The 22,342-nt window shown below is 41.8% G+C and carries 18 protein-coding genes, 1 pseudogene and 2 riboswitches; of the genes and pseudogenes, 16 read left to right on the top strand and 3 right to left on the bottom strand.

What is annotated here, in order from left to right:
• The first annotated feature begins 78 nt into the window (after nt 1-78).
• The 3 genes from ACNR9Q_RS17345 to ACNR9Q_RS17335 all read left to right on the top strand — a co-directional run bounded on the left by ACNR9Q_RS17345 (nt 79) and on the right by ACNR9Q_RS17335 (nt 2,907).
• Nucleotides 79-651, top strand: a complete 573-nt coding sequence (locus ACNR9Q_RS17345; protein ID WP_419212481.1) for a hypothetical protein — start codon at nt 79-81, stop codon at nt 649-651.
• 89 nt (nt 652-740) lie between these two features.
• Nucleotides 741-1,319 carry a helix-turn-helix domain-containing protein gene (locus ACNR9Q_RS17340; protein WP_419212480.1) on the top strand — a complete coding sequence of 193 codons (579 nt, stop codon included), beginning with the start codon at nt 741-743 and terminating at the stop codon, nt 1,317-1,319.
• Nucleotides 1,320-1,425: 106 nt separating this feature from the next.
• Nucleotides 1,426-2,907 (top strand): serine hydrolase, encoded by a 1,482-nt coding sequence (locus ACNR9Q_RS17335; protein ID WP_419212479.1) that lies wholly within the window; start codon nt 1,426-1,428, stop codon nt 2,905-2,907.
• A gap of 412 nt (nt 2,908-3,319) precedes the next feature.
• Here ACNR9Q_RS17335 and ACNR9Q_RS17330 read toward each other — a convergent pair whose 3' ends face one another.
• A complete protein-coding gene (locus ACNR9Q_RS17330; RefSeq protein ID WP_419212478.1) occupies nt 3,320-3,727 on the bottom strand; it encodes an OsmC family protein in 408 nt (135 codons plus the stop codon).
• A 173-nt stretch (nt 3,728-3,900) separates the two neighbouring features.
• Nucleotides 3,901-4,004: riboswitch (SAM riboswitch) on the top strand.
• A 138-nt stretch (nt 4,005-4,142) separates the two neighbouring features.
• Here ACNR9Q_RS17330 and ACNR9Q_RS17325 point away from each other — a divergent pair.
• The 3 genes from ACNR9Q_RS17325 to ACNR9Q_RS17315 all read left to right on the top strand — a co-directional run bounded on the left by ACNR9Q_RS17325 (nt 4,143) and on the right by ACNR9Q_RS17315 (nt 10,222).
• On the top strand, nt 4,143-5,417 hold the full coding sequence (locus ACNR9Q_RS17325) for an O-acetylhomoserine aminocarboxypropyltransferase/cysteine synthase family protein (RefSeq protein WP_419212477.1): 1,275 nt from the start codon (nt 4,143-4,145) through the stop codon (nt 5,415-5,417).
• 117 nt (nt 5,418-5,534) lie between these two features.
• Nucleotides 5,535-8,921, top strand: coding sequence for a bifunctional aspartate kinase/homoserine dehydrogenase I (thrA, locus tag ACNR9Q_RS17320; RefSeq protein ID WP_419212476.1), 3,387 nt, complete (start codon nt 5,535-5,537; stop codon nt 8,919-8,921).
• Between the two features lie 125 nt (nt 8,922-9,046).
• Nucleotides 9,047-10,222: a trans-sulfuration enzyme family protein gene (locus tag ACNR9Q_RS17315; RefSeq protein WP_419212475.1), complete on the top strand. Its 1,176-nt coding sequence runs from the start codon at nt 9,047-9,049 to the stop codon at nt 10,220-10,222.
• A 119-nt stretch (nt 10,223-10,341) separates the two neighbouring features.
• Here the strand turns inward: ACNR9Q_RS17315 and ACNR9Q_RS17310 are convergent, their stop codons facing one another.
• Complete coding sequence (locus tag ACNR9Q_RS17310) at nt 10,342-11,526, bottom strand: hypothetical protein (RefSeq protein ID WP_419212474.1); 1,185 nt, start codon at nt 11,524-11,526, stop codon at nt 10,342-10,344.
• Nucleotides 11,527-11,665: 139 nt separating this feature from the next.
• On the opposite strand from ACNR9Q_RS17310, the gene ACNR9Q_RS17305 reads away from it, so the two are divergent.
• On the top strand, nt 11,666-12,925 hold the full coding sequence (locus tag ACNR9Q_RS17305) for a hypothetical protein (protein ID WP_419212473.1): 1,260 nt from the start codon (nt 11,666-11,668) through the stop codon (nt 12,923-12,925).
• 127 nt (nt 12,926-13,052) lie between these two features.
• Nucleotides 13,053-13,211, top strand: a pseudogene (locus tag ACNR9Q_RS17300) (O-succinylhomoserine sulfhydrylase); the annotation flags it as partial.
• Nucleotides 13,212-13,279: 68 nt separating this feature from the next.
• On the opposite strand, the gene ACNR9Q_RS17295 reads toward ACNR9Q_RS17300, so the two are convergent.
• A complete protein-coding gene (locus tag ACNR9Q_RS17295; protein WP_419212472.1) occupies nt 13,280-13,807 on the bottom strand; it encodes a hypothetical protein in 528 nt (175 codons plus the stop codon).
• Nucleotides 13,808-13,897: 90 nt separating this feature from the next.
• Here ACNR9Q_RS17295 and ACNR9Q_RS17290 point away from each other — a divergent pair, with 90 nt between their 5' ends.
• From ACNR9Q_RS17290 to ACNR9Q_RS17255, 8 genes are all read left to right on the top strand, one after another.
• Nucleotides 13,898-14,311, top strand: a complete 414-nt coding sequence (locus tag ACNR9Q_RS17290; RefSeq protein ID WP_419212471.1) for an RrF2 family transcriptional regulator — start codon at nt 13,898-13,900, stop codon at nt 14,309-14,311.
• 195 nt (nt 14,312-14,506) lie between these two features.
• On the top strand, nt 14,507-14,770 hold the full coding sequence (locus ACNR9Q_RS17285) for a DUF2061 domain-containing protein (RefSeq protein ID WP_419212470.1): 264 nt from the start codon (nt 14,507-14,509) through the stop codon (nt 14,768-14,770).
• 9 nt (nt 14,771-14,779) lie between these two features.
• Nucleotides 14,780-15,403, top strand: coding sequence for a phosphoadenosine phosphosulfate reductase family protein (locus ACNR9Q_RS17280; RefSeq protein ID WP_419212469.1), 624 nt, complete (start codon nt 14,780-14,782; stop codon nt 15,401-15,403).
• A 47-nt stretch (nt 15,404-15,450) separates the two neighbouring features.
• Complete coding sequence (gene cysD / locus ACNR9Q_RS17275) at nt 15,451-16,401, top strand: sulfate adenylyltransferase subunit CysD (protein ID WP_419212468.1); 951 nt, start codon at nt 15,451-15,453, stop codon at nt 16,399-16,401.
• Nucleotides 16,402-16,502: 101 nt separating this feature from the next.
• A complete protein-coding gene (locus ACNR9Q_RS17270; RefSeq protein ID WP_419212467.1) occupies nt 16,503-17,750 on the top strand; it encodes a sulfate adenylyltransferase subunit 1 in 1,248 nt (415 codons plus the stop codon).
• A gap of 117 nt (nt 17,751-17,867) precedes the next feature.
• The gene (locus ACNR9Q_RS17265) at nt 17,868-19,958 is read left to right on the top strand and encodes a HEPN domain-containing protein (RefSeq protein ID WP_419212466.1); all 2,091 of its coding nucleotides are present in this window, start codon (nt 17,868-17,870) and stop codon (nt 19,956-19,958) included.
• A gap of 38 nt (nt 19,959-19,996) precedes the next feature.
• On the top strand, nt 19,997-20,830 hold the full coding sequence (cobA, locus tag ACNR9Q_RS17260) for a uroporphyrinogen-III C-methyltransferase (protein ID WP_419214300.1): 834 nt from the start codon (nt 19,997-19,999) through the stop codon (nt 20,828-20,830).
• 119 nt (nt 20,831-20,949) lie between these two features.
• Nucleotides 20,950-22,011: an NAD(P)/FAD-dependent oxidoreductase gene (locus ACNR9Q_RS17255; protein ID WP_419212465.1), complete on the top strand. Its 1,062-nt coding sequence runs from the start codon at nt 20,950-20,952 to the stop codon at nt 22,009-22,011.
• A gap of 157 nt (nt 22,012-22,168) precedes the next feature.
• A riboswitch (SAM riboswitch) is annotated at nt 22,169-22,275 on the top strand.
• The last annotated feature ends 67 nt before the right edge of the window (nt 22,276-22,342 follow it).

The following is a 22,342-nucleotide window of genomic DNA, read 5'->3' as shown; positions in this document are numbered from 1 at the left end:
TATGACTTGACGGAAAAGCGTTATGTGATTAGTTCCAATTCTTGTACGTTATGGTACATTCTATAAATCGAATTACAAATGAATAAAGTCTTAGCCCTAGCCTTGTTTCTGTTGATTGGATTTTTATCCTGCAAGACTTCTGAAAAAGAAATGGATAAACTTGAAATTGCAAAGCAATACTACCAAGTTCTTGATAATTCTGATACTTCTTTGATACCAACGTTATTGAAAGATAGTATTGTAATAAGGGAAAGTGAATACGATTATCAGGAAACTTTTTCCGCAAAGGGATATGTTACTTGGTTGCAATGGGATTCTGTATTTGACCCCACCTACAAAATCCTGGAGATGGAGCAGGAGGGCGAAATCGTAAAAGCAACGATTTCGAAAATGGATAAAAGAATTTTGTTCCTTCATGAAGTTCCTATTGTTTCTAAAGAGGTGCTTCATTTCGACAAGAATAAAATCATCAAAGTGGATAAAATAGAATACCCCGTTTTTAACGATTCAATTTTTGTGAAAAACAGGGATGAATTTTTAAGTTGGATGAATGCAAATCACCCTGACCTGAATGATTTTATAAACGACCAAACCAAGGGCGGTGGCATAAAGTATCTAAAAGCAATCGACTTGTATAAAAACAGAAAATAAGGGCCACATACCATTTTCAATTTCAAAATTGACGACTTTTGTCCCTGAGGTAAGGTGAATGTAAATTTTATCCTTAATCTATAAATTCCATGTCCAAACTCAAAAACTTAAGGGAACTACAAAATTATACCCAAGAGGAACTATCCCAAAAATCTGGGATTTCGGTTCGGACCATTCAGCGCATAGAATCGGGTCAGGCCCCAAAAGGATATACGCTTCGGGTATTGGCGGAAACCTTGGGTGTGGAGGAACAGGAGTTGTTGGGTAAAAAATTGGACACGGAGCATAAGAAGGAAGAGGAAGTTGCCCAAGAAATGGTAGGTGATGATGCCGAAAGGCCCGACTTCTCCAAGATAAAACTCCTGAACCTTTCTTCCTTACCTTTTGTGGTACTGCCTCTTTTGAACATTCTAGTACCCCTCATTTTGATGTACACCTTAAAACTCAAAAGCCCCTTGACCAAACAGATTGTATCCCTACAGATCATGTGGACCATTTTGTCGCCCATTGTCTTTCTAGTGGGTATTTTATTGAAGGTAGGGAATCAGTTCACCATGGTGATCATGATTACAATTGTCCTTTCCAATGTGTACCTTATTCTTAGGAACACGATGGAACTGGATAGAAAACAGCAGCTTCGGTACAAATTGAATTTCAGTATCTTATAATTCCTGTCGGGCTTTTGTCAGGTTATTGTCGGGTCCTTTTTCACGGGTGAAAATAGAATTTTTCAAACTTTGCGCCACGCAATAATCGAACAAATTTAAATTCATCATGATCAAAAAAATCATCCTACCTTTTCTAATTGCAATCCTGTTCATTTCAAACAATACGGCACAGGAAGCTACGAATTCAGAACTGTACAAAACGATTCTTTCCAAAGACAGCTTACTGTTTCAGGTGGGTTTTAATACCTGTGATATTTCCCAGTTCGAGAATTTATTGAGTACCGATTTACAATTCTTTCATGACAAGGACGGAATTTCTGACCGGGCAAAATTTTTAAACGATTTGAAGAATGGATTATGTGCAAATCCAGAAATCCGTCAGGTAAAAAGAATTTTGGTTGATGACAAAACAGAAATTTTCCCGATGTATAAAAATGGAACCTTATATGGGGCCGTTCAAAATGGTGAGCATCTGTTTTATGAAGGGGGTGAAAATGAACCAGGAATTGCCAAGTTTTCCCATATGTGGATTTTGGAAAACGGCGATTGGAAATTGAGAACGTCCTTCAGTTTTGACCACGGAGTCTATCAAGAACCGGAAGCGAAACCTGCATTTTTTGAAAAAGATTGCACGCTAAAACAATGGTTGAAAGCGAACAAGATACCAACCTTGGGATTGGGAATCATTGAAAACGGAAAGTTACAAGAGATTAAAGTATTTGGGGAACTAGGTAATGGCAAAGCCGCACCCTACAATACGGTATTTAATGTGGCCTCCTTAACCAAACCGGTCACCGCCATGGTAACGCTGAAATTGGTAAGTTCAGGTCAATGGAATTTGGACGAACCCCTTGAGAAGTATTGGACAGATCCAGATGTCGCTCATGACGCCAACATTAAAATTTTGACTACGAGGCATATTCTCAGTCACCAATCGGGATTCCCCAATTGGCGGGGAAACAACAACGATGGCAAGTTGCATTTTGAATTTACTCCCGGTACCAAGTATCAATATTCCGGGGAAGGTTTTGAGTATTTGCGGAAGGCTTTGGAAGCAAAATTTAAAAAACCTTTGGATCAATTGGCCAGCGAACTCATTTTTATGCCGTTACACATGACCGATACCCAATTTATTTGGGATGAAGCAAAATACGGTGCAAGGTATGCATTGAATCATGACAAAGATGGAAATCGTTACGAAACGGTCAAACGGAAAAGCCCGAATGCCGCAGACGACCTTTTAACGACCGTAGAAGACTATGGTAATTTTTTAGTGAGTGTGATGAATGGGGACGGACTCTCTAAAAGCGTTTTTAAGGACATGGTGACGCATCAGGTCGCGACTACAAATGGAAAACATTTCGGACTCGGATTCGAAAGGTATGATTTTAAAAATGGGGAGTATGCCATTTCCCACGGCGGGGCGGATAAAGGCGTGCAAACCATTGTATTTCTATTCCCTAAAACCAAAAAAGGTTTGTTGATTTTTACCAATGTGGATGACGGTTATAAGGTGTATGAACCGATTCTGTCCCAATATTTGGGCAAGGAAGGACAAGAAATCATTGCCGTCGAAACAGGAGGGTAAAACGAACTAACCGCTTCTCGATACCTTTCGACTACGCTCAGGATTGGCATTTTCTTTGCCGTTCTCGCTTCAATGAAAACACTCGAAGTGACACTAGAAATTAATTTGGTATAAGAATCAAAACGTAATGTCAGTTCGAGTGAAACCCTGAAAGAGGTTTTGTATCGAGAATCCTTGGAACCCGTTTGCTTCTCGATACAGCTTTTGCTCTCAAAAAAGTCACAAAATCCACTCGAAGTGATACTTCACATTATTTTGGGTTAAGACCTAAAACCTAAGGTCAGTTCGAGTGCTTTGTTTTCAATTTTTCATTGAAAATGTAGTGTATCGAGAACCTTTTGGGTTTCAAAGCTTCTAAAACTACAGAAGGTTTTGACCAGAACAGCAAAATCAAAACGATAAACCATGATTATTATTGATCTGTCACTAGTTTTAATTCCCCAGATATCGTAGCTGATATTTTAACCGTATTAAAAATGGTACCAAACTTTTCAATATTCTTTTGGAGCAGTACTGTATTCAGTTGGTTTTCAGGGGTATGAATTTTTAACGTGTAGCGGAAATCATCCATTCGGGGAGGTTTTTCAAGTCGGGTAGCGGTGATGTGCAGCTCCGCGGTACGGTATTCGAAATTCATCAATTCGGAAAAACGTTCCACATTTTTAAGGATACATGCAGCCAAGGAACCTAAAAACAATTCGGCTGGATTGGGTAAGGTTTCCGCAGTATCCGCGGTGGTTCCAAATCGGATTTCAGATTTTTTTATAGTTAGGGAAGCATCATTTTTTGAAGTAGCCCTTGCGGTACAGGAATAAGTCATCGTTCAATTGAGATTAATAGGGTTTGCCATCTAGAAATGAGATTTTTTTTACGTTTGAATAGAACCCTAAAATAGTCGATTTAAAAGGGTCATGTATAATATTTCTTAAATCATTAGGTTTTTAAATTCGTCTACCCTTATATTTGCTGCCTAAAGTTCAAACACATATTGAATAGTTATCAAGAAAGGTGGAGGGATTAGACCCTTTGAAACCTTAGCAACCCTTTGTCCCGTACAAAGAAGGTGCTACATTCTACCCCTTGGGGAAGGATAACCGTTATCGATTTTTCTTCGATCTCACTTTCTTATAGCTTTTTGATTTTACCCACCTGCACTTTATGGCTGGTAAGGGTTTGGCTTTTTTAATTATTTGTATCCTGAGTTAGCGAAGGAGTAACTTTTAAAAAACAAAATCATGAGTGATCAAAAATTAGCAACGAACGCATTACACGCTGGGCATGACACCACCCTAAACGGAGGCACCCGAGCAGTACCCATCTATCAAACGACTTCCTATGTTTTTAGGGATACGGACCATGCCGCAAACCTATTTTCATTGGGCGAGCTAGGGTTTATCTATACCCGTTTGAACAACCCGACCAACCAAATTTTACAGGACCGTCTGGCCGCGGTGGAAGGTGGCGTTGGAGCAGTAGTATTCGCATCGGGAACAGCAGCCATTTCTACGGGATTATTGACCTTGTTAAAAGCTGGGGATCATATCGTGGCCTCCAGCAGTTTATATGGAGGGACCTTTAATTTGTTGAACGTGACCTTACCACGATTGGGCATTACCACAACGTTTGTGGATGCTTCCCATCCGGAGAATTTCGGAAAAGCGGTACAAGACAATACCAGAGCCATTTTTGTGGAATCTTTAGGAAATCCAAAATTGGATGTGTTGGATTTAAAAGCGATTGCCAAAGAAGCGAAAGCGGCGCAGATTCCTTTCATCGTGGACAACACGGTTGCAACCCCGGCATTGTTGAATCCCATTGAACACGGTGCCAATTTGGTCATTCATTCCTTAACCAAATATATTGGCGGACAAGGAACGTCTTTAGGAGGTGCTATTATTGATGCTGGAACCTTTGATTGGACAAACGGAAAATTCCCTGAATTTACCGAGCCATCTGCGGGTTACCACGGTTTGGTCTATAGCGAAGCGTTGGGTGCGGCGGCATTTACCTTTAAATTGATATTGGAAGGATTACGCGACTACGGGGGGGCTTTGAGTCCGTTCAACGCCTTTCAAATTATCCAAGGTTTGGAAACCCTTCCTGTACGTATCAAACAACATAGCGCCAACGCATTGGAATTGGCTACCTGGTTAGAGAGTAGGGAAGAAGTGTCTTGGGTAAATTACCCAGGATTAAAGAGTAACAAATACTACGATTTGGCACAGGAATATTTGCCAAAAGGACAAAGCGGATTGGTGACTTTTGGTGTAAAAGGAGGTTTTGAGGCCGCCAAGAAACTAACGGATGCCACCAAGATATTTTCCCTATTGGCAAATATCGGGGATACCAAATCCTTGATCATTCACCCGGCAAGTACCACTCACCAACAGTTGACAGCGGAGCAACAGGAAGGGGCTGGTGTAGGTCAGGATTTGATACGACTCTCCGTAGGTCTGGAAGATATCGAAGATTTAAAAGCGGATTTACAACAGGCTTTTGACAGTCTTTAAGTAAAACCGAAAAGATTAGGATCGCTCACTTCGGCTTCGCTCGGTGTCCGGTTCATGGAAAACGTATTTACACAGGTGGCTGAGCGGAGCCAAAGCCACAAAATGATTTTAAAATAGATGCTACATAACATACAGTTAAAAGCCTACCAGACCCTAAGTGGGGCTACCCAAGACATTCAATTGTCCTACCAACTTTTTGGGAAGGAATTGCACACGGCGCCCATTATTCTGGTGAACCATGCCTTGACGGGGAATTCGAACGTAACCGGAGAAAATGGATGGTGGTCCGCCCTTATCGGGGATGAAAAGTGTATCGACATCCGAAAGTATACTATTTTGGCCTTCAATATTCCGGGTAACGGTCATGACAAATTTGTCATTGAAAACTACAAGGATTTTGTAGCTGGTGATGTGGCCCGATTGTTTTTGTTGGGATTGGAGCACCTGAACATCCAGCGTTTGTTCGCCATCATCGGGGGATCTTTGGGTGGTGGTATCGCTTGGGAAATGGCGGCCTTAAAACCGAACCTGACCGAACACCTGATACCCGTGGCATCCGATTGGAAATCGACGGATTGGCTCATTGCCAACTGTCAGATTCAGGAGCAGTTTTTGGTGAATTCCAAGCAACCTGTGCATGATGCCCGTATGCACGCCATGTTATGCTACCGCACCCCCGCATCGTTCAAGGAGCGTTTTAAGCGTAGTACCAATGAGGAGTTGAAGGTATTCAATGTCGAGAGCTGGTTAATGCACCATGGCGACAAGCTGCAGGAACGTTTTCAATTATCGGCCTATAAACTGATGAACCAACTGTTGAAGACCATCGATGTGACACGTAACGGAGAGGCGAACTTCATCAATCTGCAAAACAGCGATACCAACATCCATATCATTGGGGTTGATTCTGATATGTTCTTTACTGCCCAGGAAAACAAGGATACGTTTAAGCAGTTGGCACAGGCCAAAAGCAATGTTACCTATGGTGAGGTGCAATCCCTTCATGGGCACGATGCCTTTTTGATTGAGTTTGACCAAATGGAAAAGCTCTTGACCGGTATTTTTAATACTAACGGCAATATCAAGAAAATCAAGATCTTGAAATTCGGGGGTAAATCCTTGAGTAATGGTGAAGGTTTGGAGCGGGTGCTGGATATCGTGACCAAAAAGGTGAATAGTGGTGAGAATATTGCCATTGTCCTATCCGCTAGGGAAAAGGCAACGGACCAATTGGAGGCCATATTGGAAAAGGCGGCCAAGGGAAAGGAATACAAGTCGGACTTTGAAGCGCTCGAAAAATATCAAAAGCATACCTATTCCAATGTAAACCTATCGGCAGAGTTTAAAGGTTTGGCCAAATTGTACGAAGGGGTTTCCTTATTGGGCGATTACAGTGCCAAAATCAAGGATGAGGTCTTGGCTTATGGGGAATTGATTTCCGCCAAATTGGTGACCAAGTTGCTGATTGGAAAAGGCATAAAGGCCAAATTGGTCGATACCCGGGAAGTCATTAAAACCGATACGACCTTTGGGGATGCCAAAGTACTGGAGGCGGAATCCAAGGAACGGGTTTTATTGAAGTTTGCTGAAATTCCCGAAGATACGGTGGCCGTGGTGACTGGATTTATTGCCTCAACCTTAGAGGGTGAAACCACGACCTTGGGTAGAAACGGGAGTAACTACTCCGCTGCCTTATTGGCCAATTTCCTGGATGCCGATGAGTTACAGAACTATACCCATGTAGACGGTATTTACACCGCCAACCCTGATTATGTGCCCGAAGCAAAACGTCTATCCAACCTCTCCTATGCCGAAGCTAATGAGCTGGCCAATTTTGGGGCGACCATTTTGCACGCCAAGACCATAATACCGCTTATCGAGAAGAACATTCCGCTGCGTATTTTGAATACGTACAACGACGATAATGAAGGAACCTTGATCAGTGCGAAATCCAGCAAGGAGGGCATCAAATCACTTTCCGTGATTGAAGATGTGGCGATGATCAATATCGAGGGTAGGGGATTGTTGGGGAAAGTAGGGATAGATGCCCGAATTTTCAGGGCCTTACAGGCCAGTAATATCAGTGTGAATATTGTTTCCCAAGGCTCATCGGAACGTGGCATTGGTCTGGTCGTAAAAAAGGACAAGGCCAAACGGGCCAAGCTGGCGTTGGAAAATGAATTCAGTACCGATTTTGAATCCCAAGATGTCAATATGATCACGGTTATGGATGATGTTTCCATCATTTCCATTGTAGGTCAGGATTTGAGCACCTTCCACAAGCCCTTTAATGCCCTGATTAAGAACCAGATCGTACCTTTATTGTTCAACAATACGGTGTCGGGCAAGAACGTCAGTTTGGTTGTTAGGAAGAACGATCTCTATAAGGCTTTGAACGTCATGCACGGACAGGTTTTTGGCATCAGTAAAAAAATAAACGTGATTATTTTTGGACATGGAAATGTTGGCGGAACGTTGACCGACCAGATTTTGAAATCGGCCAAAAACATCAAGGAACGCAAAAGCTTAGATTTACGGGTATTTGGGATTGCCAATTCGAGAAAGATAATACTGAACGAAAAAGGGATTACCAAGAATTGGAAAAAGAATTTGGAGCAAAAGGGAAAACCCTATTCGCTACAGGATGTTTTCGAGTTTGCCAAACGGCATCATTTGGAGAACCTGATTGCCATTGATAACACCGCCAGTACGGATTTTGTAGCCAATTATTTTGAATTGGTGGAACATGGCTTTGACCTGGTGTCTTCCAACAAAATTGCCAATACACTTGGCTTTGATTATTATCAATTGTTGCGCGAAGAATTACAGAAGAACCAAAAGCAATACTTGTACGAAACCAACGTGGGTGCAGGATTACCGCTTATCGATACGATTAAATTATTGCACTTGTCCGGGGAAAATATTACCCGGATCAAAGGGGTGTTCTCAGGTTCCTTAAGCTATATTTTCAATACCTTCTCGGAAGTGGACCAACCTTTTTCTTCCATTCTAAAGGATGCCATGGCGCAAGGGTTTACCGAGCCGGACCCGCGGGAAGATCTTTCGGGGAACGATGTAGGGCGTAAATTGTTAATTTTGGCCCGGGAATTGGACCTGCACAATGAGTTCGATGATATTCAGATCAATAATTTGATTCCGTTAGAATTACAAGATGGGACCGTAGCTAATTTCCTTGATCATTTAGAAGTCCTGGATGCCAAGTTCAGTGAGATCAAAAAGAACCAAAAACCGAATCATGTGTTGCGTTATGTAGGCGATTTACACGGTAATTTGCAACAGGAAAAAGGACAGTTGGATGTGAAATTGGTTTCCGTTCCCAAAGAAAGTGCCTTAGGGCAAGTAAAAGGTTCCGATTCCATTATCGAAATATATACCGAATCCTACGGGGAAAATCCGTTGGTGATCCAAGGTGCTGGCGCCGGAGCAGCGGTCACGGCCAGAGGTGTTTTTGGCGATATTTTGAGGATTGCGGAAAAAGGGTGATCGAAAGTTAGAAATACGAAATAGGAAATAAAAAGAGAAGTGAGCATAGAAAAGAGATTTTTAGAAAATCCATTATCTAAGGTCTAATTGCTATCAACGAAAGCGGTCTATTAAAAAAAGTGAACATGAAAGAGAAGAACAACAAATTTGAAACCAACGCCATACGTACCCAGTTAAAACGTACCGAGAATTTGGAGCATTCCGTTCCCCTGTATTTGACCTCTAGTTTTGTATTTGAGGATGCCGAGGATATGCGGGCTTCGTTTGCGGAGGAAAAGGAGCGAAATATTTATTCCAGGTATTCCAATCCCAATTCATCGGAGTTTATCGAGAAGGTATGCCAGATGGAAGGGGCGGAAAACGGTTTCGCCTTTGCATCGGGAATGGCAGCGGTATTCTCCACGTTGGCCGCTTTGTTGGATAGTGGGGACCATGTGTTGTCCGCCAGGAGTATCTTCGGTTCCACCCATTCCTTGTTTACCAATTTCTTTCCGAAATGGAATATTGACCATACCTATTTCAAGATTGATGAACTGGACACCCTAGAAAGTCTCATCACACCGAAGACGAAAATCATTTATGCGGAAACGCCTACCAACCCGGGAGTGGATGTGTTGGATTTGGAAGCCCTGGGAAAAATCGCCAAACGAAATAATCTGATTTTGGTCATCGATAATTGTTTTGCATCGCCCTATTTACAACAACCGATAAAATTTGGTGCCGATCTGGTCATCCATTCCGGCACCAAGTTAATGGACGGTCAAGGAAGGGTATTGGCCGGGATAACCGTAGGAAATGCGGAGTTGATGGATAAAGTATACCGCTTCTCCAGAATAACCGGTCCAGCCTTATCCCCGTTCAACGCTTGGGTTTTGTCCAAAAGTTTGGAAACCTTGGCAGTACGAGTAGACAGGCATTGCGAAAATGCCTTGAAGTTGGCAGAATACTTGGAAGGAAACGAGAAAATCAATTGGGTTAAATATCCATTCTTAAGGTCCCACCCTATGTATGAGGTCGCCAAAAAACAGATGAAAGCCGGTGGTTGTGTAGTAGCGTTCGAAGTAAAGGGAGGCTTAAATGCAGGGAGGACGTTTTTCGATTCCATCAAATTATTGTCCCTTTCTGCCAATTTAGGGGATTCCAGAACCATTGTGACGCATCCAGCATCCACTACGCATAGCAAATTGAGTGTTGAAGAGCGTGCTGCGGTCGGGATATCGGATGGTATGGTCAGGATATCTGTAGGTTTGGAGCATATAGATGATGTCATTGCCGATATCGAGCAGGCGTTGGAAAGCTGATATTTCTTGTATCAGGAAACCTTGAAAAATGACCATTACTTCCTATGTTTTTTATCGGGATTGAAATAAAGGCTGTTTGACAATTCTCTGAAATATTCCATCAAACAGCCTCGTCGATATCAATTGAATTGAATACCCTCGGCATCATCAAAACGGGCGATAATTCCCCATCCATAGAAATAATTCGTTAGCCCGATAAGTATTTCATTTTCCCCTTCCTGTAACGGAACTTCAAAGGAAGCGTTGTCCAAGGTAGCTCTACCTACTGGATATTTCATTCCCGGGGAACCGTAATAGTTTTTATCCTGATAAAGTGGCTGATCGTTGATGAATACCCAAACTTCATCACTAAAGCCTAATTTCAAAAGTTTTTTCTGCTCTTTTTCAGATTTGACGGTGGTTTTAAGCCATGTGAGACGTCTGTTACCGTTTTTGGTTCCTCCAAATTCTTTGGTCAAGTTGACCAACGCCCTGCGCCCGGCTGAAATTGGGGTCCAAGTGGTAGTACTATCTAAATAAATAGAGTTTATTTTCACCCCGGGACTTACCGAAATACCGTCCATAATATCCTTTCCAAAGGGAAAATCTATCGGTTGGGTCACCTGCCAATTACGCAAATAATAAGGGTCGGCAAAAGTTGGGTCGTAAGCTGCAAAATCGGGTAGGGCCTCTGTTTCGATCGGTGTAATTTTAAAATTCGCGTAGACGACATTTCCCGAAAGTCCAATGCTACCTGAACCGGTGATGCCTTCCATAGCAGGAACGATTAAGGCTGGCTGGTCCATATCGTTCACGAAAACGGTTAACCGTTTGCCCATGACGACCAATTTAATATGGTTCCATTTTCCCTCATAAAGAGTGGATGCTGCTTGGTAATCATCCGTGACGTCCCAGAGATTGACTCCGTCCATGACCGCGGCGTATTGCATGGTGGTGCGGAGCATAGGGTTTGGCTTTCCGAAATGGCGTAGGTAGAAAATCTCAGAATTAAGGGTGTCTTTGCTAGCTCTAAAATTGATGCCTGGAAATCCTTTCCCCTTTAGTTCTACGTCAAACTCGATGATACCGTTGGTAAAGTCAAAATCTTTTAGCATTACCACAAAAGCTTGGTCATTCGTACTTCTAACAGCGTCGGTAGATTTATATTGGTCGAACGCTACGTTCTTGGTTACCGCTGCCCAGTACTTTTCTGTAAAAGCTTTGTGAATTGGAGCTGCATTTTTGCCTCGCTGCCCAAAAGATAAAAAGGTGCAAAGTAGTAGTACTGATAAAATGGAGTAGTTCGTTTTTGATGTGATGTTCATTTTTGTTCTATTTATGATTAAACTTTACATTTGGTTAGGTAAAGCTAGTCGCCGTATTATTTTTTGCCCTTGTTCAAGTTGTTCAATCTTATTTAATCCTGTTCAAAAGGGGTTGTGGTGAAAGCCCTATTATAGATTTATGGAGAAAACTAAATTAAATATGATCCAACATTTGGTAGCGCAGATAGAGTGCCGAATGGGCTGGGGCAGCGGACAGAATTGGAGCAATAAGGATTTTGAGGAATTGAGTGAACGTATTCTCACGGATACCAAAAAACGGTTGAGCGTTACCACTCTTAAACGTATTTGGGGAAGGGCGGAACGCATTGCCAACCCGAGTTCCGCTACCTTGGATATTTTATCTCAATTTATTGGCTATGAAAATTGGAGGGATTTTGAAAGTAGCGAAAAGTCGTTTAACGCACCCCGAACCTTACTAAAGGCAAGTAAAAAGATGAGCATTCCCATAGTCATTGGTTGTTTGTTGGTGTTCTTAATGATTTTGGCCTTCTACTGGCCTTCCGTAACCATAAAGGAAAAGCTAAAACCATTGGATGCGAACGACTTTACTTTTAAAAGCCAAATTTTGACCCATGATTTGCCCAATTCCGTGGTGTTTAAGTATGACGCTAGTTCCGCTGGGGCCGATGCAAAAATCGAAATTCAACAGGATTGGGACAACAGCAAACGGATGACCATAAACCAAAAGGATAGCGTGGCCACCAGTATATATTATCATCCTGGTTTTTTTAAATCCAAGTTGGTGGTAGATGACGCCATTGTAAAAGAAGAGGACGTGTTCATTGAAACGGACGATTGGTTGGGTATGCTTGAGCACGACTCCATACCCATTTATTTGGATATGAAGAGTATAAAGACAGGTGATCATTTAGCCATAACTGCGGAAACCGTCGCCGGCTACAACTTGGATCCGCGTATAAGCGAGGTGGAGGGGAGCCTTTATTTGGTACAGGATTTTGGCGAACTCTACACTGAAGATTTTCAACTATCCCTGCAGTTAAGAAACACTTTTGAAAACGGACAGACTGGTTGCCAATGGGTGAAATTGTTCGTACTATACGATGGGGGTGCTATCGGTATCCCTTTGGCTAAAAAAGGCTGCGCTGCCAATTTAGACCTTATGGCTTTTGGTAGCTATATCAGTGGCAAAAACACTGACCTTTCAGGGCTTGGTACCGATTTTACGGAGTTTGTCTCTTTACGATGCAGTTCCAAAAATGGGACTTTTAAAATCTGGGTAAATGATGAAGTTGCTTATACAATGCCAGTGCCTGATGTAGCGAAACGGATTATAGGTCTTTCTATACACTTTGAAGGGGCTGGCGAAGTAAAGCAGGTTGCTTTAAGTCATACGGAAGGTTTGGTATATTCACAATAAAAAAAACCTTCATCTGCTACTATTACCTATTTTTTAACTAGAATGAGCGTGGTTAGTAGCAAAAGAATTCTCATTATGAAATGCCTTTGGTGCGTCATTTAAATTAGCTTAAGTTTTATCTTTTTCTTACAATGTGGGTGATTCGATAACCATCGTTACGCATCCTGTGTCAACAATGCACAGTACACTAAGTGTTGAAGAACGTGCAATTGTGGTTATTTCAGATGGTATGGCGCGTATGTCTGTTGGTTTTGGGCATCTTGTCGATAATGAAGAGGGATTGTGATAATCTTATTTTACACCATAAAAAAGCCCGGAATATTCCGGGCTTTTTTATGGTTAGTATTTAAGTATCTATTTTGTCAATGTCATATTGTACGTAGCACTTACAGTTGAGGTTGCTCCAAAAGCTTCAACGGTTTCATTCAATTTATATTTAAGTGACATTTTTGAATCGGTAAGTTCAGTAATCGTAAATCCTATTTCTTCTTCTCCTGAACCAAAAAATAAGGTGCTACCCTCTAATCTCCATGCATCGGATTCAAAAAAATCTTCGCCTTGCTCTTCTTCTGTTTGGGTTTCGCCCATTATGGTAGTAGTACTCACAGTGGTGTAAGAACCTTTGCTGGTTACTATTTGTGGTTCTTCTGAAAACGTGACAACGGTATCAAAATCTTTTCCAACGGCATTGAAGGTGGCAGGAATGGATGTGCCATCAAAATTGGTATTTGATTTACCATCGGTGGCTTCTAATGCGGTTAAGTTCCAAGTTCCTATAATTGATGCTTCACTTGCTCCCGATACCCCATCTTCGTCTTTCGAGCATGATGTGGATACTAGGGTACATACGGTTACAAAAGCTAATAAAAAATACTTTTTCATGAATAGTTTTTAAAGGTTGAGTCTAAATAACGATAGAATTGTAGCCTAAAGTATATTCATCATAATTTTATATTTGGCTATCTTAGCGTTATGCTCTCCAAAAAGACAAAATATGGCTTAAAGGCGCTAGCCTATTTAGCCTCGCAAAAAGATAAGAAACCTGTTCAGATATCAGAAATAGCTGAAAAAGAGAACATATCCCAAAAATTCTTGGAAAGTATTTTATTGAGTCTTCGAAAAACAGGTTTTTTAGGTTCAAAAAAGGGAAAGGGCGGGGGCTATTATTTGCTAAGGTCACCCGAAGAAATTTCGATGACCGATGTTATGCGCGTACTTGAAGGTCCAATTGCCATGGTGCCCTGTGTAAGCCTTAACTTCTATGAAACCTGTGATGACTGTCCCGATGAAAAAACGTGTTCCGTTCACAAATTAATGCTTCAAGTACGAGATAGTGCTTTGGAAGTCTACCGAAACAATACGTTGAAAGATATTATCTCTCGGTAGTTTAAATTTTCAATACATTCCTCCGAGTATTTTTTTCACTGCGAAAAATCGATTTTTCACGCTCCTTTGTTAATAATCTACTAAATATATAGGGTAATTAAACTTTTTTAGGATTTTACTAGGTGTACTTTAAAAATATATTTTACTTTTGAAAACTCTATTAGATTAGTAGGGTAATAAAAATCACAGTGAAAGATGATTGCAGATCAACTTATTTTAAATAAAAAGTCCGCCAAAACGGACTATAAGGCGGATAAAACATCTGAAAAACCAATGCGCAGCATCGTTAAATCCATCAGTTGGAGAATTATTGGCACGTTGGACACCATTTTGATTTCATGGGTTGTTACCGGTCAGGTAAAACTTGCATTATCGATTGGGGTTGTCGAACTTTTTACAAAAATGCTGCTATACTTTTTTCACGAACGTATTTGGAACAAGATTAATTGGGGTAAATAAAAATAAAAGATGGCATTCACACAGGAGCAAATAGAAAAGTTGAACGTACAGTTCAAAGGCATTCCGCCAGAGGAAATCATATCCTGGGCCGTAAAGCATGGTAAAATACCGGTGGTCACAACTAATTTCAGACCCTATGAAGTCGCAATTTTACATGCGGTGTCTGAGGTAAAAAATGATATTCCAGTAATTTGGTGCGATACTGGGTATAATACCCCCAAGACCTATAAACATGCTGAGGAATTGATCGCCAAGTTGGATTTGAACATCAAACTATACGTTCCTAAACAGACCACGGCACACCGTGATGCGGTGATGGGAATCCCTCAAATAGACGACCCAAGGCACGCAGAATTTACCGAACAAGTGAAATTGGAACCCTTTAAAAGGGCCATGGCAGAATTCAAACCTGATGTTTGGTTTACGAACCTGAGAAAAGGACAGACGGCGCTACGCGATAGTCTGGATATTTTAAGTTTGAGCAAGGACGGCGTTTTAAAGGTGAGTCCGTTCTATCATTGGAACGATACCCAGTTGGATTCCTATTTAAAAAAATATAAGCTACCTAACGAACATAATTATTTTGACCCGACTAAGGTGTTGGCGAATAGAGAGTGTGGATTACATAGTTGATCGAAGGTCGTAGAAAAGAATAAAGATAATTTATCTAAAAAAGCATAATGAGTAATACAAGCACGGAATTGGAAGTAACACCGTCCCAAAAACTTTTAAAGGATACGTCCCATATAAATGCACTTGAAAATGAGGCCATTTATATTATTAGGGAAGTAGCTGCTCAGTTTGAAAGGCCGGTTTTGCTATTCTCAGGGGGTAAGGATTCCATTACCTTGGTGCGTTTGGCGCAAAAAGCCTTTTGGCCGGCAAAGATTCCTTTTCCGTTGATGCATATTGATACAGGCCATAATTTCCCTGAAACAATTGCTTTTAGGGATAAATTGGTAGAAGAATTAGGACTGGAGCTTATTGTAAGAAACGTTCAGGATTCAATTGACCAAGGAAAGGTAAAGGAGGAGTCCGGTAGGTATTCCAGTAGAAATAGTCTGCAGACAACCACATTGTTGGATGCCATTGAAGAATTTAAGTTCGATGCTTGTATCGGTGGCGCCCGAAGGGATGAGGAGAAAGCCCGCGCCAAGGAGCGTATCTTTTCGGTACGTGACGATTTTGGCCAATGGGATGAGCGTAATCAGCGTCCGGAATTGTTCGATATGTTGAACGGACAAATAGAGTTGGGCCAGAACGTACGTGTGTTCCCAATTTCCAACTGGACAGAATTGGACGTGTGGTCTTACATTAAAGAGGATAATATTGAAATTCCGTCCATCTACTTCGCCCATAAACGAAAAACCTTTTTGCGTGATGGCATGATATGGTCCGCAGAGGACGATATCGTTTTTAGGGAAGAAGATGAATTGGTAGAAGAGCGGTTGGTGCGTTTCCGTACCGTAGGCGATATGTCCTGCACGGCGGCCGTACTATCGGATGCGGTAAGTATCGATAAGGTCGTGGAAGAAATCAGGGATTCCTCGATTTCGGAACGTGGTGCCCGTATCGACGATAAACGCTCTGAAGCTGCGATGGAAAAAAGAAAACAACAGGGATATTTTTAGAATTTTCATTTGAAAATTCTGCCGTTAGCCGTTAGCTATCGGCCTTATCAAAATTTATAACAAAAGCCAATAGCGAAAAGCAAAAGGCTAACAGCATAAAAATGGAAGTACTAAAAATAGCAACAGCGGGTAGTGTAGATGACGGAAAGAGTACCTTGATCGGTAGGATTCTGTACGATACGAAATCTTTGACCTCTGATAAATTGGAGGCCATTGAAAAGACCAGCAAGCAAAAAGGATATGATTATTTGGATTTCTCTTTGGCTACCGATGGGCTGGTGGCCGAAAGAGAGCAGGGCATTACCATTGACGTGGCCCATATCTATTTTTCCACGGCAAAGAAGAGCTACATTATTGCTGATACCCCAGGGCATGTGGAATATACCCGTAACATGGTTACCGGGGCATCCACTTCCCAAGCGGCCATCATTTTAATCGATGCTCGTAAAGGGGTCATCGAACAAACCAACCGTCACTTTTTCATCAATAACTTATTACGGATCAAAGATGTGGTGGTGGCCATCAATAAGATGGATTTGGTGGATTATTCCGAGGAAACCTATAATTCCATAAAGGCCGATTTTGAGCAGTTAATGGCCAAGCGCGATTATCAAGACCAAAAAATAACCTTTATTCCGGTGAGTGCGTTGAAAGGCGATAACGTTGTGAACAAGTCCGATAAGATGTCTTGGTACAAAGGTCAATCCTTATTAGAGCATTTTGAGGTCTTGGATAGAAAGGATATTTTCAATGTGGGTACACCACGTTTCCCGGTACAATACGTAATTCGTCCAAAAACGGATGAGCATCATGATTTTAGGGGATTTGCCGGTAAAGTGTATGGTGGTGAATTGAGTGTAGGGGATGAAGTCGTGGCACTTCCATCTCAGACACGATCCAAAATAAAGGATATATATTTTTACGATAAGAAGTACAAGACGGCCTCCAGACGTTCATCGGTAACTATCACTTTAGAAGACGAAATCAATCTAAGTCGTGGTGATATGTTAGTGAAAGTTGGAGATTTGCCTACCATCGATAAGCAATTTACTGCTACCATTTCTTGGATGGATACTTTGCCATTGGCCGCTGGCAACAAATATATTGTACAGCATGGCGTAAATAAGGTATTGGCGAAAGTGGAACAGGTACATCATAAAATTGCTCCCGATTATTCAGGTATAGATTCCGAAACGGATTCTTTAGGGATGAACGATATCGCGCAGGTAAGCTTTCGTTTGAATAAGCCAATCTTTTATGATCAGTTCAAGAACCACAGAACTAACGGTTCGTTTATTTTAATCGATACAAAATCCAACAGTACTGTTGGTGCAGGGTTTATAAGTTAAAAAAAGAGGGATTTAAAAATGAACCTGAAAGTCCCGCATCACTATAGTCTATAAAATCCATAGGATTTATAGCGATTTAATTTGTGCTAATTATAAAGTGCGTAATACCAAAAAGAAATGCAGAGTTTTAGAACAGAAATAGAGAACCCAATAGTTGAAAAGGATATCCTGGAATTGGAACGAAAGATCCATGAATTTCAAGGAGGAAAATTGGATGAGGAAAAGTTCAGGAGTCTTCGTTTGGCCCGTGGTGTTTACGGTCAACGTCAGGAAGGGGTGCAAATGATCCGTATCAAATTGCCTTACGGCAAGGTGACTTCAAAACAGTTGTTACGTATTTGCGATGTATCCGATGAATATTCTACCGGGCGTCTGCATATTACCACCCGTCAAGATATCCAGATCCATTATGTGGATTTGAACAGAACACCAGAATTGTGGGCCGAACTGGAAAAGGACGATGTTACCTTACGGGAAGCCTGCGGTAATACCGTGCGTAATGTTACGGCAAGTGAAACTGCTGGTGTAGATGTGGATGAACCATTTGATGTTTCTCCGTACGCCCATGCGCTGTTTCAGTATTTCCTAAGAAATCCGGTGAGTCAGGAAATGGGGCGCAAGTTCAAGGTTTCTTTTTCGGCAAGTGACGCGGATACCGGACTTTCCTATATGCACGATTTAGGCTTTATCGCCAAACTACAGAACTGTGAACGTGGGTTCAAAGTGATGTTGGGTGGTGGTCTCGGTTCCCAACCCAGACATGCCGATGAGCTCTACAGTTTTTTGCCAACAGACCAGATCATTCCATTGATGGAAACGGTGGTGCGGGTTTTTGACCGGTATGGCGAGCGTAAAAGTAGGGCCAAGGCGCGTATGAAATTCTTGCTGAAAGATTTAGGTTTGGACGGATTTAAGGAACTTTTAGCCGCAGAAAAAACGGCAGTGCCTTTTGATTCTTTTCCTATTGATGCGGAGGCCTATCCAAAAATAAACGTATCGAACGAAACCGTTCCAACGGCAGAAATTTCGAATACAGCGGAGTATGAGCAGTGGAAATCGACCAACGTCATCGCGCAAAAACAACCCGGATTTGTAGCCATAGGTATCAAGGTGTTGTTGGGGGATTTTTATACCGATAAGGCCCGTCAACTGGCCCAGTTGGTGCAGAAATATGCGGCCGGGGAGCTTCGTTTATCGCTTCGCCAGAATATTTTGATTCCTTTCGTGAAAGAAGAATCGGTTCCTTTCTTTTATAATGATTTGAAGAAATTAGGTTTTGCGGAGGCCGGTTATAACAAAGCCTTGGATATAACTGCATGTCCTGGAACCGATACCTGTAATTTAGGGATTGCCAGTAGCACGGGAATCGCAGAGGAATTGGAACGTGTCATCAAAGCGGAATATCCACATTACATTAATAATGACGATGTCGTTATCAAAATAAGTGGTTGTATGAACGCCTGTGGACAGCATAATATGGCCAATATCGGATTTCAAGGAATGTCCGTTCGTACCAAGGATAAATTGACGGCACCTGCGCTTCAGGTCTTGTTGGGCGGTAGTAATGATGGAAACGGAAATGGAAGATTTGCCGATAAAGTGGTAAAAGTGCCAAGTAAAAGAGGACCTCAAGCCTTACGATTGATCTTGGACGATTTTGATGCTAACGGTAACGGACGCTCCTTCCCTGATTATTATGCGGAAAAAGGACAAATGTATTTCTACGATTTTCTTACCCCATTATCTTCAGTAGACGATTTAACTCCAGATGATTTTATTGATTGGGGTAATGAAGAGCGTTATGAAAAAGCCATTGGTGTTGGTGAATGTGCCGGGGTGGTCATTGATTTGATCGCCACTTTACTTTTTGAGAGTGAGGAGAAAATACAGAATGCACAAGAAATGTTCGAGGCAGGAAAATGGGCGGCAAGCATTTATCATGCCTATTCTTCCATGGTCAATTCGGCGAAGGCCCTTTTGACCTCTGAAAATACCAAGGTGAATACCCATAATAGTATCATCAAGGATTTTGATGAAAAATTTGTGGCAGATGGTAGGATCGCCGTTGCCGGAGGGTTTGAAAATCTGGTACTTCAATTGAATAAAAAAGAACCTACCGAAGCTTTTGCCGCTTCCTACATCGCCGATGCAAAAGTGTTTTTGGAAACGGTTGAAAAATTCAGGCAACAAGAATTGGCAGAAGCATAGGGATTATGAAGAAAAGGAACAATCCAAATACGATACCGATGACAGCGCAGCTTGCACAGATCGGAAACGAGGTAAGGCAAAGTCATGCATGTTTGACCGTAGTGGGAGCCGGACCTGGGGATATCGAGTTGATTACGCTTAAAGCCATAAAGGTGTTAAGGACTGCCGATGTCATCCTTTACGATGCCCTGGTCAACGAAGAATTGTTGGAATACGCCCCGCAAGCGGAATGTATTTTTGTGGGCAAACGCAAAGGATGTTATGCGTATCAGCAAGCGCAGATCAATGAATTGATTGTACGTAGGGCAAAATCCCATGGACATGTAGTACGGTTGAAAGGCGGAGATCCCTTCGTGTTTGGTCGTGGTGCGGAAGAAATGGAGTATGCCGCGGCACATGGATTGGAAGTCGGGATGGTCCCGGGAATTTCATCTAGTTTAAGTGTTCCGGCCTATCAGAACATACCCGTGACCAAAAGGGGCGCGGCAGAAAGTTTTTGGGTCATTACCGGAACCACCAAAGAGCACAAATTATCGGAAGATGTGGCTCTGGCAGCCAAGAGCAGTGCTACAGTGGTCATTCTAATGGGAATGTCAAAGTTGCCTCAAATCGTTGAATTGTTTAAGTCCGAAGGAAAATCGGAAACGCCTATCGCCATCATTCAAAATGGCACCCGGGAAGACGAAAAAGTAGGAATTGGAACGATTCAAACTATAGAGCAAATCGTTTCGGAAAAACTACTTACAAATCCCGCGATAATAATTATTGGAGAAGTGGTTAGACATCGCGAATTATTATTAAAAGCAAAGCTGGAATTTGGAAGTGATGAAAATGTCGGGTTGAGCGCAGTCGAAACCGCTAAGTCTAATTGAACAACGTGTAAAGTAAGTAGAATTTAAAATTGTAGATAAATAAAGAGCAGAAGTAAGCAAGTGATTTTCGAGTGAAAACTCAGTACTCAATACTAACTACTCCATTCTAAATTAAAAGTATGATTAAAACAGATATGCTCATCATAGGAGCGGGACCAACCGGATTGTTTACGGTATTTGAAGCGGGATTGTTGAAACTGAAAACGCATATCATCGATGCATTGGCGCAGCCTGGGGGGCAGTGTTCAGAAATCTATCCTAAGAAACCCATTTATGATATTCCTGCCTATCCTGAAATATTGGCCGGTACCTTGGTCGATAATCTTATGGAACAAATCAAGCCTTTTGAACCTGGGTTTACCTTGGGCGAACGTGCGGAAACCTTGGATAAATTGGAAGATGGTTCTTTCGTGGTGACAACCAATAAGGGTACGCAGCACAATGCACCCGTTGTGGTGATTGCAGGAGGATTGGGTTCTTTTGAACCTAGAAAGCCACCCATTTCCAATATTGTGAATTTTGAGGACACCGGGGTTTCCTATATGATCAAAGATCCTGAGTTGTATCGGGATAAAAAAGTGGTCATTGCCGGAGGTGGAGATTCTGCCTTGGATTGGGCTATTTTCTTGACCGATGTGGCATCAGAGGTGACTTTGGTCCACAGAAGGGATGAATTTAGGGGGGCTTTGGATTCGGTAGAAAAAGCATCGGAGTTGGCCAAATTGGGTAAAATCAAATTAGTGACCAAGGCCGAGGTGAAAGAATTGTATGGAAAAGAACACTTAGAGGCGGTCATCATCAAACATACGGACCAAGAAAAAGAGGATACTTATCTTGAAGTAGATCATTTTATTCCCTTGTTCGGTCTTTCCCCAAAATTAGGTCCAATTGGTGATTGGGGCTTGGAAATCGAAAAAAACGCCATTAGGGTCAATAACGCCAAGGATTACCAGACCAATATCCCGGGTGTTTATGCCATTGGTGATGTAAATACGTATGAAGGCAAGTTGAAATTGATTTTATCGGGCTTCCATGAAGCTGCAGTGATGTGTCAGTTTGCCTATCAACAAATCAATCCGGGAAAACGGTACGTTATGAAATATACCACGGTAGGTGGTGTGGAAGGATTTGACGGATCTAAAAAAGAGGCGAAAAAGGAAGTGGTGCAGAGTATATCCTAACATCGGCCTTAAAAAATGTGAAACCTCTGGATTTAATATATGTTCAGAGGTTTTTTTATGGATTGCACTGTTAGTATTGCACCCAAAAAAGGCAGGTATCGTTTGGATTAGAACCCCCTGTGCCGTTACTTTGCAATTCGTTCCTAAATAGATTGAATCGTTATCAAGAAAGGTGGAGGGACTAGACCCAATGAAACCTTGGCAACCCTTTCCGCTTTGGATAAGAAGGTGCTACATTCTATCCCTTTTTGGGACAGATAACCCAAGAGAGAATCCGTTCCCTTCCTTATCCTTACTTGATAGTGTATTGTTAATCGTTATAGAACGACAA

The sequence above is a fragment of the Maribacter sp. X9 genome (genome assembly GCF_048537565.1).
GTDB lineage: Bacteria > Bacteroidota > Bacteroidia > Flavobacteriales > Flavobacteriaceae > Maribacter.
The sequence above is the reverse complement of the archived record's forward strand: the minus strand, read 5'-3'. Positions and strand labels throughout refer to the sequence as shown.

Excerpts from the sequence above, each read along its gene's own strand:
- ACNR9Q_RS17345 (WP_419212481.1), top strand. The coding sequence starts at position 79 with ATGAATAAAGTCTTAGCCCTAGCCTTGTTTCTGTTGATTGGATTTTTA.
- ACNR9Q_RS17340 (WP_419212480.1), top strand. The coding sequence starts at position 741 with ATGTCCAAACTCAAAAACTTAAGGGAACTACAAAATTATACCCAAGAG.
- ACNR9Q_RS17335 (WP_419212479.1), top strand. The coding sequence starts at position 1,426 with ATGATCAAAAAAATCATCCTACCTTTTCTAATTGCAATCCTGTTCATT.
- ACNR9Q_RS17330 (WP_419212478.1), bottom strand. The coding sequence starts at position 3,727 with ATGACTTATTCCTGTACCGCAAGGGCTACTTCAAAAAATGATGCTTCC.
- ACNR9Q_RS17325 (WP_419212477.1), top strand. The coding sequence starts at position 4,143 with ATGAGTGATCAAAAATTAGCAACGAACGCATTACACGCTGGGCATGAC.
- thrA (WP_419212476.1), top strand. The coding sequence starts at position 5,535 with ATGCTACATAACATACAGTTAAAAGCCTACCAGACCCTAAGTGGGGCT.
- ACNR9Q_RS17315 (WP_419212475.1), top strand. The coding sequence starts at position 9,047 with ATGAAAGAGAAGAACAACAAATTTGAAACCAACGCCATACGTACCCAG.
- ACNR9Q_RS17310 (WP_419212474.1), bottom strand. The coding sequence starts at position 11,526 with ATGAACATCACATCAAAAACGAACTACTCCATTTTATCAGTACTACTA.
- ACNR9Q_RS17305 (WP_419212473.1), top strand. The coding sequence starts at position 11,666 with ATGGAGAAAACTAAATTAAATATGATCCAACATTTGGTAGCGCAGATA.
- ACNR9Q_RS17295 (WP_419212472.1), bottom strand. The coding sequence starts at position 13,807 with ATGAAAAAGTATTTTTTATTAGCTTTTGTAACCGTATGTACCCTAGTA.
- ACNR9Q_RS17290 (WP_419212471.1), top strand. The coding sequence starts at position 13,898 with ATGCTCTCCAAAAAGACAAAATATGGCTTAAAGGCGCTAGCCTATTTA.
- ACNR9Q_RS17285 (WP_419212470.1), top strand. The coding sequence starts at position 14,507 with ATGATTGCAGATCAACTTATTTTAAATAAAAAGTCCGCCAAAACGGAC.
- ACNR9Q_RS17280 (WP_419212469.1), top strand. The coding sequence starts at position 14,780 with ATGGCATTCACACAGGAGCAAATAGAAAAGTTGAACGTACAGTTCAAA.
- cysD (WP_419212468.1), top strand. The coding sequence starts at position 15,451 with ATGAGTAATACAAGCACGGAATTGGAAGTAACACCGTCCCAAAAACTT.
- ACNR9Q_RS17270 (WP_419212467.1), top strand. The coding sequence starts at position 16,503 with ATGGAAGTACTAAAAATAGCAACAGCGGGTAGTGTAGATGACGGAAAG.
- ACNR9Q_RS17265 (WP_419212466.1), top strand. The coding sequence starts at position 17,868 with ATGCAGAGTTTTAGAACAGAAATAGAGAACCCAATAGTTGAAAAGGAT.
- cobA (WP_419214300.1), top strand. The coding sequence starts at position 19,997 with ATGACAGCGCAGCTTGCACAGATCGGAAACGAGGTAAGGCAAAGTCAT.
- ACNR9Q_RS17255 (WP_419212465.1), top strand. The coding sequence starts at position 20,950 with ATGATTAAAACAGATATGCTCATCATAGGAGCGGGACCAACCGGATTG.